Consider the following 6,253-nt stretch of genomic DNA (forward strand, 5'->3'; position numbering starts at 1 on the left):
TTGTCTCAGGAGGACCGACAGATGCTGGACATCGCCGACGAGCTGAACCGGTGGGTCGAGCAGGGACGCGACTTCGCGGTGGCCACCGTGGTGGCCGTCGGCGGCAGCGCCCCCCGCCAGCCCGGCGCCGCCCTCGCGGTGGACGCCGACGGCACGGCGATCGGCTCGGTCTCCGGTGGCTGCGTGGAAGGGGCCGTGTACGAGCTGTGCCGGCAGTCGCTGGGGGACGGCGAGACCGTCCTGGAGCGCTTCGGCTACAGCGACGAGGACGCCTTCGCCGTGGGTCTGACCTGCGGCGGGGTCATCGACATCCTCGTGACTGCGGTACGGGCGGCGGATCCCGCCCGGCCGGTGCTGGCCGCCGCGCTCGCCGCCTCCGCACGGGGGGAGGCGGCGGCGGTGGCGCGGGTGGTGAGCGGCCCGGCGGAGCTGATGGGCCGCGCGCTCCTCGTCCGCCCGGACGGCTCCCGCGCCGGCGGTTTCGGCGCCCACCCCGAACTGGACCGGACGGTGGCGGCCGAGGCGGGTGCCTTCCTGGACGCCGGCCGCACGGGCACGCTGGAGATCGGTGAGCAGGGCTCGCGCTGCGGGGCGCCGCTCACGCTGCTGATCGAGTCCTCGGTGCCCGCCCCCCGCATGATCGTCTTCGGTGCGATCGACTTCGCCTCCGCGCTGGTCCGCGCCGGAAAGTTCCTCGGCTACCACGTGACGGTGTGCGACGCCCGCCCCGTCTTCGCGACCCGGCTCCGCTTCCCGGACGCCGACGAGATCGTCGTCGAGTGGCCCCATGAGTACCTGCGGCGCACGGAGGTCGACGCGCGCACGGTGCTGTGCGTGCTGACCCACGACGCCAAGTTCGACATCCCGCTGATCAAGCTGGCGCTGCGGCTGCCGGTGGCGTACATCGGCGCGATGGGCTCGCGCCGTACCCACCTGGACCGCAACGCGCGCCTGCGCGAGGTCGGCGTGAGCGACCTGGAGCTGGCCCGCCTCAGGTCGCCCATCGGCCTCGACCTCGGCGCCCGCACCCCCGAGGAGACGGCCCTGTCCATCGCGGCAGAGATCGTCGCCACCCGCCGCGGCGGCACCGGCGCCTCCCTGACCGGCGCCCACACCCCGATCCACCACGACGGCCCGACGGCACCGGCGGGGCGGATCGGGTCGGTGGCCTAGCGATCGGTGGCGCGGGCAGCGGCCCGGCCCCTGCTGCCCGCCCGTCCGGCCGGGGTCGCCGCGACTCGGCGAACCCGGGGCGGGCCCCCTCAGCGGCGTGTCAGGGACACGTCCGCCACCACCGGCCGGTGGTCCGAGGCCACCGCTTCCTCCGGTACGGCGGCGCCGCGTACCCGCACGCCCTCGCCCACGGTCACGTAGTCGATCCGCTTCACGGGCGCCGCGGCCGGGAACGTGCCACCGGTGCCCGTGCCGGCGTCGCGCAGCTCCCGCCACAGCGGCCCCAGCTCCGGGGCCGTCGGTTCGGCGTTGAAGTCGCCGAGGAGCACCTGGCGTGCCCCGGGCCGGGCCGCCCGCTCCCGGGCCATGATCCGCCGCGTGTCGGCGACCTGCGCGACCCGCACGGCCGGGTCGGCCCGGTAGTCGAGGTGGGTCACGAACACCTGCACCGGCACCCCGCGCACCTTGAGCGTCACCTCGCCGAACCCGGGCGCGGGAGCCGGGACCGGGTTCTCGTCCTGCGTGGACAGGCGCGTGATCTCGTGGTTCGCCTCGGACCGGATCGGGAAGCGGGACAGCACCGCCACGCCGTACTCGCGCCGGGGGCCGCCCTCCGTCACGGCGTCGAGGCTGTAGATCGGCGCGAACGACACCCGCATCCCGAGCCGCCGCGCCAACTCCCCGGCCACGTCGAGCCCTCGGCTGCGGTCTCCCCAGTGCACGTCGACCTCCTGGAGGCCGATCACGTCCGCGTCGAGGGCGCGCAGCGCGGCGGCCTGCCGGTCGAGGTCGAAGACGCCGTCCGAGCCCGTGCCGGCGTGGATGTTGTAGGTGGCGATGCGCAGCGCAGCGGTGTGCCCCTGGCCGGCGGAGGCGGGCGGTGCCGCCACGGCCAGCGTCAACAGGGCTCCGGCGACGGACAGTTGGAAGAAGGTGCGCGCTCTGGCAGACATGACGGCACGGTACGCGGGAATCGGGCGCCGCGAGCCGCGCCGCGCGAAGTCGTCGCCGGCCCGTACCTCGTCCGCCGCCCCGCGTTCACGGGTGCCGCAGCAGGTGGTTGACCGCGCGGCCGAAGACGTAGCGCCCCGAACCGCCGAGCGCGCGGTCGAAGGCGGCCGGCAGCAGCCGGACGTCCAGTTCCTCGCGCCACCGGACCCGGGTCCGGCCGCCGGGACCCGGACACACCTCGATCTCGGCCCACCCCCGTACCAGCCGGCCGCGCTTCTCCAGTCGGCACCGGCCCGGCGTGTCGTCCCCGGGCGGCTGCCAGACGGTGATCTCCATCCGGTCGTCGAAGGCGAACGGGCCGCCACCGGTGCGGGCCACGATCACCGTGCCCCGGCGCGTGGGCCCGGGCGTCTCGACGGTGACCCGGGTCAGCGGTACGGCGTCGCCGTGGCGGGACCAGGTGGTGAGGCGCCGCCACGCCTCGTCGAGGGGGAGTGGGGCGGTGCGTTCCAGCGAGAAGGTGACCACGCGACGATCGTAGGGAACGCGGGCCCCGGGGCGCCGTCGGCCGGTCCGGGCGGCGCCGCGCCGTCCCCGCAGCCCATCCGCAGACCTCACGCTCGGTGACATGTGGACGTATGTCCGGAAACGGAGTGCGTCCATGAGCGTTTGAGGCGACCGCGCCGCGGCACCCGCGAAGCCGAGACGGACCCCCCGCGACACCTCGCCGCTCGGAGCACCCCTCATGCGCAACCCCGGTACCGACGCCACGTCCCACGACCCGCGCCACCCGCCGCAGCGCCCCGGCACCGCGGCGCGCCGGGGGAGGGCGGCCTCGTGAGCCCCGGACACGGCCGCGCGGGCCCCGGGAACGGCTACGCCGTCGTCGTCCCCACGCTCGTCCGCGACTCCCTGGCCGACTGCCTGGCCGCGCTGGCCGCCGCGACCGGCCCCGGCCCCGACGAGATCGTCCTGGTCGACGACCGGCCCGGGCCCGGAGCCGACCCGGGCGCGCTGGAGCACCCGCTGACCGTCCTCGGCGACCTGCGCGAGCGCACGGTGGTGCTGCGCAGCGGCGGACGCGGCCCCGCCGCCGCCCGCAACACCGGGCTCCGCGCCGTCACCGCACCCTGGACAGCGTTCCTCGACGACGACGTCCAGGTCGGCCCGCACTGGTGCGGGGATCTGATCCAGGACCTCGCCGAGGCGGCCCCCGACACCGGTGCCGTGCAGGGCGTGATCGCCGTCCCGCTGCCCGGCGAGCGCCGCCCCACCGACTGGGAGCGCGACACCGCGGGGCTCGCCCGGGCCCGCTGGACCAACGCCGACATGGCGTACCGCACCGCTGTGCTCCGCCAGGTCGGCGGCTTCGACGAACGCTTCACCCGCGCCTTCCGGGAGGACGCCGACCTCGCGCTGCGCGTCCTGGACGCCGGGTGGCGCATCCGGCGGGGCCGCCGCACCACCCGGCACCCCGTACCGCCCGCCGCCCGCTGGGTGTCCCTGGGGCAGCAGCGGGCCAACGCCGACGACGCCCTGATGCGACGGCTGCACGGCCCCGGCTGGTGGGCCAAGGCGGTGGCGCCCCGGGGCCGGATCCGGCGCCACGCGGCGATCACCGCGGCGGGTGCCGCGACCGTGGCCCTCACCGTCGCCGGGCGGCCCCGCGCCGCGGCCGTCACCGGCCTCGGCTGGGCGGCCGGAACCGCCGAGTTCGCCTGGGCCCGCATCGCGCCCGGCCCGCGCACCCGCCACGAGATCACGACCGTGCTGGTCACCAGCGCGCTCATCCCGCCCACCGCGACCTGGCACCGGCTCAGCGGCCTGTGGCGCCACCGCAACGCCCCCGCCTGGCCGGAGACGCCCGCATGAGCCCCCCGAAGCCCGGCCGTCCCGAACGGCCCGACCGCCGGCGCCGGGAACGGCCCCCCAAGGAGGTGACCCCATGAGGATCGCCATGGTGTCCGGGCACGCGAGCCCCCTCAGCGAGCCCGGCGGTGACGCCGGTGGGCTGAACGTCTACGTGGCCCGCCTCGCCGAGGAGCTGGCGGCGCGCGGCCACGACGTCACGGTGCACACCCGCCGCGACGCCGCCGACCTGCCCGCCCGGGTCGCGCTGCCCGGCGGCGCGGTCGTCGAGCACGTGCCGGCCGGTCCGCCTCGGGCGCTGCCCGTGGACGGGCTCCTGCCGCACATGGGCGGCTTCGGCGCACACCTGGCCCGGGCCTGGGCCCGGGAGGGGCCCGACGTGGTGCACGCCCACTTCTGGCTGTCCGGCCTGGCCGCGCGGACCGGCGTAGGGCCGCACGGCATCCCCCTCGTGCAGACCTTCCACACGCTCGGCACCGTCACCGGCGGCCCGCCCGAACGCGTCGGCGCCGAACGGCTGCTCGGCCGCGCCTGCCGGCGCGCCCTGGCCGTCAGCACCGACGAGGCCGACGCCCTCGGCGCCCTGGGCGTACCCGCCCGCCGGGTGTCGGTGGTGCCCTGCGGAGTGGACGCCGAGCACTTCCACCCCGCCGCCGACACCGGCCGCACCCCCGAGCGCCGCCAACGGCACCGGCTGCTCGCCTGCGGACGGCTGGTGCCCGGCAAGGGCTACGACAACGCCGTCCGCGCCCTCGCCGAGGTCCCCGACGCCGAACTCCTCGTCGCGGGCGGCCCGCCGGCCGGTGCCGTGGCGGCCGACCCGGAGGCCCGGCGCCTGACCGCGCTGGCCCGGCGCACCGGTGTCGCCGACCGGGTCCGGCTGCTGGGCGCGGTCCCCCCGGACGACATGCCCGCCCTGCTCCGCAGCGCCGACCTGGTGCTGTGCACGCCCGTCCACGAACCGTTCGGCTTCGTGCCGCTGGAGGCGATGGCGTGCGCGGTGCCCGTCCTCGCCACCGACGTCGGCGCCCACCGCGACTGCGTGGCGGACGGCAGCACCGGCCGCCTGGTCGCGCCGGAGGACCCCGCCGCCCTCGCGGACGCCGTCCGCGCGCTCCTCGCCGAGGAACGGCTGCGCCGCCAGTACGGCAGGAACGGCCGCGAACGGGTCCTGCGGCACCACACCTGGGCCCGGGTCGCCGACGCGGTGGAACAGGTCTACCGCCTGGCCCTGCCCGAAACGCCCCCGGCGGCCGGCCCGTCAGCGCCCGACGACCGGCTCGAAGGCCTCGCGCACGTCGGCGGCGGAGGGCGTGACGGCCATCCGTGACGGCAGACTGCCGAAGTACCCGAGCCGGCCCGGGCAGCTCTCGCCGCCCATCTGCACCCTGCGGTCGGTCACGAGCTTCCCTGTCCGCAGCGCGTACGCCTTCACCCGGACCGCCAGCTTGTTGAACCTGACACTGCCGATGCGGCCGTTGTGGTCCCGGTACCGGCACGTCTCGACTACGTCCCCCGCCTCCGTCTCGTCCGCGCACACCACCAGCGCGGCATCGGCCGCGTCGCCGGCCTTCCACGCCTCGGGCAGCTTGTCCGTGTACTCGGTGGCCTCGGTGTCGCCGACGAACAGGGCGCGGCTCTTCCCCTCGCGGTACGCGGGCGCCCCGGCGTACTTCGCCGGCTTCCGGCAGTATCCGGTGCTCATGCTCTCCGCCTCCGTCACCAGCGACCTGACGTCGCTGAGCTGGATCGCCAGGCCCGCCTTCCTGATGCCGCCGCGCGCGTCGTCCGCGCGGTCGTCGCCGGGATGCTCGTCGAGCAGCCGCTGGTACATGTCCCGGGCGTTCACCCACTGCTCGTCGGCCAGGAGGGCGTCACCGCACTCCTTGAGCGCCCCGGGCGCTATCCGGGCCGCGGTGGCCGAGGAGGGGCCGTCGAGGGCCTTCGGCCCGGACTCGCGCTCCCGCAGCCAGTCCGCGATGTCCATGGTCCGGCAGCCGTCCTCGGTCGGCAGCCTCTTGAGGAAGTCCGTCAGCCTCGCCCCGGCCACCCGTTCGTTGCCGGGCTCGCCGAGGACGGCGCCGAGCCGTCCGAAGCCGGTCTCCAGCGCGTCCAGGTCGCCGGTCAGCCCGGTGCTCAGGTATGCGGCGGCCGTGTCCAGGCGCTCGCACACCTCGACCACGACGTCGCCCCGGGCGGCCACCGGCGCCGCGGCGAGCCGGTGGCCGCCCGCGGCGACGTCGTGGTCGAGGTGTGCGAG

General features: G+C 76.7%; 6 protein-coding genes. 3 read left to right on the top strand and 3 right to left on the bottom strand.

All coding sequences use genetic code 11. The features are described 5' to 3' along the window. Nucleotides 1–21 precede the first annotated feature (21 nt). Nucleotides 22–1,173, top strand: coding sequence for an XdhC family protein (locus DMH12_RS16505; protein WP_125492337.1), 1,152 nt, complete (start codon nt 22–24; stop codon nt 1,171–1,173). An 89-nt stretch (nt 1,174–1,262) separates the two neighbouring features. Here DMH12_RS16505 and DMH12_RS16510 read toward each other — a convergent pair whose 3' ends face one another. Both DMH12_RS16510 and DMH12_RS16515 read right to left on the bottom strand, forming a co-directional pair. Continuing rightward, nucleotides 1,263–2,126 carry an endonuclease/exonuclease/phosphatase family protein gene (locus DMH12_RS16510; protein WP_185832352.1) on the bottom strand — a complete coding sequence of 288 codons (864 nt, stop codon included), beginning with the start codon at nt 2,124–2,126 and terminating at the stop codon, nt 1,263–1,265. 85 nt (nt 2,127–2,211) lie between these two features. Then, nucleotides 2,212–2,652, bottom strand: a complete 441-nt coding sequence (locus DMH12_RS16515; protein WP_125492338.1) for an SRPBCC family protein — start codon at nt 2,650–2,652, stop codon at nt 2,212–2,214. A 309-nt stretch (nt 2,653–2,961) separates the two neighbouring features. Between DMH12_RS16515 and DMH12_RS16520 the strand changes: the two genes are divergently transcribed. Further along, nucleotides 2,962–3,996, top strand: a complete 1,035-nt coding sequence (locus DMH12_RS16520; protein ID WP_125492339.1) for a glycosyltransferase — start codon at nt 2,962–2,964, stop codon at nt 3,994–3,996. A gap of 73 nt (nt 3,997–4,069) precedes the next feature. Next, complete coding sequence (locus tag DMH12_RS16525) at nt 4,070–5,323, top strand: glycosyltransferase (RefSeq protein ID WP_125492340.1); 1,254 nt, start codon at nt 4,070–4,072, stop codon at nt 5,321–5,323. On the opposite strand, the gene DMH12_RS39090 is transcribed toward DMH12_RS16525, so the two are convergent. After that, on the bottom strand, nt 5,255–6,253 hold a 999-nt coding region (locus DMH12_RS39090; protein WP_221763129.1), incomplete at its 5' end, for a hypothetical protein. The two genes, DMH12_RS16525 and DMH12_RS39090, sit on opposite strands and share 69 nt — an antisense overlap.

It is taken from the genome of Streptomyces sp. WAC 04229 (genome assembly GCF_003947455.1).
Taxonomy (GTDB): domain Bacteria; phylum Actinomycetota; class Actinomycetes; order Streptomycetales; family Streptomycetaceae; genus Streptomyces.